At 74.9% G+C, this 3,197-nt stretch carries 4 protein-coding genes and 1 pseudogene; 1 reads left to right on the top strand and 4 read right to left on the bottom strand.

The window, feature by feature from the left end; all coding sequences use genetic code 11:
* From RH94_RS45095 to RH94_RS40030, 4 genes are all read right to left on the bottom strand, one after another.
* Positions 1-1,096, bottom strand: a 1,096-nt coding sequence (locus tag RH94_RS45095) for a rhamnogalacturonan lyase family protein (protein ID WP_456154174.1), incomplete at its 3' end; no start/stop codon positions are given.
* Between the two features lie 30 nt (positions 1,097-1,126).
* Entirely contained in the window at positions 1,127-1,930 is an 804-nt protein-coding gene (locus RH94_RS31455; protein ID WP_073951742.1) for a class I SAM-dependent methyltransferase, read from the bottom strand.
* 29 nt (positions 1,931-1,959) lie between these two features.
* Positions 1,960-2,265 carry a 4a-hydroxytetrahydrobiopterin dehydratase gene (locus RH94_RS31450; RefSeq protein WP_073951741.1) on the bottom strand — a complete coding sequence of 102 codons (306 nt, stop codon included), beginning with the start codon at positions 2,263-2,265 and terminating at the stop codon, positions 1,960-1,962.
* A 403-nt stretch (positions 2,266-2,668) separates the two neighbouring features.
* Complete coding sequence (locus RH94_RS40030; protein ID WP_199881103.1) at positions 2,669-2,830, bottom strand: ADP-ribosylglycohydrolase family protein; 162 nt, start codon at positions 2,828-2,830, stop codon at positions 2,669-2,671.
* A 33-nt stretch (positions 2,831-2,863) separates the two neighbouring features.
* On the opposite strand from RH94_RS40030, the pseudogene RH94_RS45090 reads away from it, so the two are divergent.
* Positions 2,864-3,197, top strand: a pseudogene (locus tag RH94_RS45090) (helix-turn-helix domain-containing protein); the annotation flags it as partial.

Here is a 3,197-nt window from a genome sequence, read left to right as displayed (position 1 = left end):
CCCGCCAGTCCCAGGCCGCGATGACCGTGCGCGTGTAGTAGCCGCGGGCCTCGATCAGGGACGGGCGGGAGCCGTCCAGGTACGCCGTGCCGGCCAGGAAGCGGTCGACGCGGTTGCCGTAGGAGTCGCCCCAGGAGGAGACCGTGCCCCGGGCGGGGACGTAGTCGACGGACTGCATCGCCCTGCCCGTCTGTCCGTTGAACATGGTCAGGTACTCGGGGCCGGAGAGCACGTAGCCGCTGGAGTTGCGGTGGTCGGCGGACGAGCTGCCGATGACCGCGCCGGTGCCGTCCTTGGTGCCGTCGGCGGTCTTCATGGCGACCTCGGCCTTGCCGTCGCCGTCGTAGTCGTACACCTGGAACTGGGTGTAGTGGGCGCCGGAGCGGATGTTGCGGCCCAGGTCGATGCGCCACAGCCGGGTGCCGTCCAGCCTGATGCCGTCGACGACGGTGTTCCCGGTGTAGCCGGACTGGGAGTTGTCCTTGGCGTTGGTCGGCTGCCACTTGAGGACGAAGTCCAGCTGGCCGTCGCCGTCCAGGTCGCCGACGGAGGCGTCGTTGGCCTCGTAGGTGTACGACACCCCGTCGGGGGTGGTGCCGCCGGCGGGCGGGCTGATCGGCACGTCCTTGTATCCGCCGCGGAGTTGGACCGCGTGCTCGGAGTCGCCCTGCTCGGTGCCGTTCACGATCGCGCGGACCGTGTAGTCGGCGGAGTCGGGGGCGCCGGAGTGGAAGTAGTTCGTGGAGCCGGTGACGGGGCTGGAGTTGACCTTCGTGCCGGCGCGGTAGACGTTGAAGGAGACGGTGTCCGGGTCGGTGCCGAGCCAGCGCCAGCTGATCAGGTTGCCGCTGTCGGTGTGGACGCTGACCAGACCCCGGTTCAGCTTCTCCACCTGCCGGGAGGTGGCGGCCTCGGCCGGGGTCGTGGTCAGGGTGGTCAGTCCGGCGCCGGCCAGGACCGCCGTGGCGGCCACGGCGGACAGGGCGGCGCGGCTCCGGCGGTGTTCGCGCGGACGCGGGACGGGCACGTGCGGGACGGGCCCGTGCGGGACGGGCCCGTGCGGGACGGGCCCGTGCGGGGTGTGCGGATCCTGCATGAGAGGAACCTCCTGGGGGGAGGGACGGATTCACCTCTCAGTCGCCGCCGTGCGCACGGGAGTTGCCGTCGTGTGTGAGGGGATTCCGCCGTCGGGCGGTCTGCGGAAGGCCCGCAGGGTGAAGACCGGGTCCGGGCGGGGGCGGTCCTGGTCGGGCAGGGCCGCCAGCCGGGCGGCGAACTCCTCGCCGAGCGGCTCGCCGGGCGGCAGCGTGACGAACCAGCCGCGCCGCAGGTCGGTGATGGTGCGGCGGGGGCTGCGGCCCTGGCCCCGGCCCGGGAAGCGGTCCCGGCCGGCCGGGAGCAGGCCGTGCTCGGCGGCGTACCGGACGACCAGGTCCTCGGCGTCCCGGGCGGGGGTGCGGGGCCGGGGGGCGAGGACGGCGTCGATGTCGCTGCCGACGTTGTGCGCGGCGGCCTTGTCGACCGTGGTGACGTACACCCCGCCGGGCCGGAGCACCCGGGCGCACTCGGCGACGGTGGCCCGCGCGTCCTCGGGGCTCGGCGCGAGGTGCAGCAGCCACACGCTGGTGACGGCGTCGAACCGGCCGTCCGGGAAGGGCAGGCGGCGGCTGTCGGCGAGCACGACGGCGCCGGGCAGGCGGGCCGCGGCCTGCCGGACCATCGCGTCCGCCCGGTCGGCGCCGGTGACCCGCAGGCCGGCGCGGGCCGCGGTGAGGCGGCGGGTCACGATGCCGGTGCCGCAGCCGACGTCCAGCAACTCCCGTGCCCCGTACGGTATGAGGCCGAGGACGGCCCGGGCCGCCGCGGCAGCCCTGGGCTCGCCGCCGCGCGAGGCGTCGTAGTGCTCGGCTTCCTTCTCGTAGTCCAGCACGCGGCCTCTCCCCCCGTCCCGGCGGCCGCTCAGCTCGCCCCGTGTCCCGGGGCGAGGTCCCGCACCCGGCGGGCGAGTTCGAAGTCCTTCTCGGTGACGGCGCCGCCCGCGCTGTGGGTGTTCACGCCGAGCGAGACCGTGTTGTAGCCGAGGGTGAGGTCGGAGTGGTGGTCGAGCTCCTCCTGCACCTGGGCGATGTGCACGACCATCGCCGTCGCCGCGAAGTGCGAGCCGAGCCGGAAGGAACGGGTGAGGCGGTCCCCGTCGAAGGACCAGCCGGGCAGTTCGGTCAGCCGGTCCTCGATCTCCTCGCGCGACAGCGGTTCGACGGCCATGGCTCGTTCCCTTCATGGGCGTGGCGACGGGGCGCGTATGCGTTCAGCCTGCCACAGGAGGGCCGTCGCGTCCCTGGTCGAAAGGGGCCGCGGGCCGGCCGGCCACGCATTCGGCGGCGAGGTCGTCCGCCAGGGCGGTGATGCAGTCTCCAGGAACGGTGGCCGTGGGTCGTCCGGGCGCAGCGTGCGGCCATGGCGAAGGCGGTGCCGGGGCGAGGCGACCGAGCTCCGACCCGGGCTCGGGCACGAAGTCGGCGTGGGCAAGCCCGGACAGGCGGGCGCGGCGGGCGTGCAGCCACCGCTCGGTGATCAGGCCGCCGCGCGGGCCCTCGCAGGAGCCCCGGAAGGCTCGGCCGTCCCACTGTCCTCCGGGCCCGGCCTGCGCCGGGTCTCCAGCCGGTGCTCATGGGCCCGGCGGGCCGTGCGTGGCGCGGATCCGCTCCGGGGAGCCGAACTCGACCGGGTGGCCGAGGGCGTCCCCGACGGTACCGCCCGGCAGGCAGCCGCGCACTCCGGCGCGGTACACCGCCGTCGCTTCCCAGGACTGCTTCCACGGCTCGGTCATGTACGGCCCCCCTCCTCGACTACGGTCGTGCGCATGGCCATCGTCCCGTCCGGCACCACCACGTCCACCGCCACCCCCGCCGGCCGGGGCGGTGTGGGCCCGCTGCTGCGGGCCTGGCGGGAGCGGCGCGGGGTCAGCCAGCTGGAGCTGGCGCTGCGCGCCGGCTCCTCGGCCCGGCACATCAGCTTCGTCGAGACGGGCCGGTCCCGGCCGAGCGAGGAGATGGTGCTGCGGCTGGCCGAGCACCTCCAGGTGCCGGTGCGGGAGCGCAACACGCTGCTGCTGGCTGCCGGTTACGCCCCGCGCTATCCGGAGACCCCGCTGGACGACCCGGCGCTCGGCGCGCTGCGCGAGGGGCTGGAGCGGC

The organism is Streptomyces kebangsaanensis (assembly GCF_001906585.1).
Taxonomy (GTDB): domain Bacteria; phylum Actinomycetota; class Actinomycetes; order Streptomycetales; family Streptomycetaceae; genus Streptomyces; species Streptomyces kebangsaanensis.
This window is presented reverse-complemented; position numbering and strand designations above follow the sequence as displayed.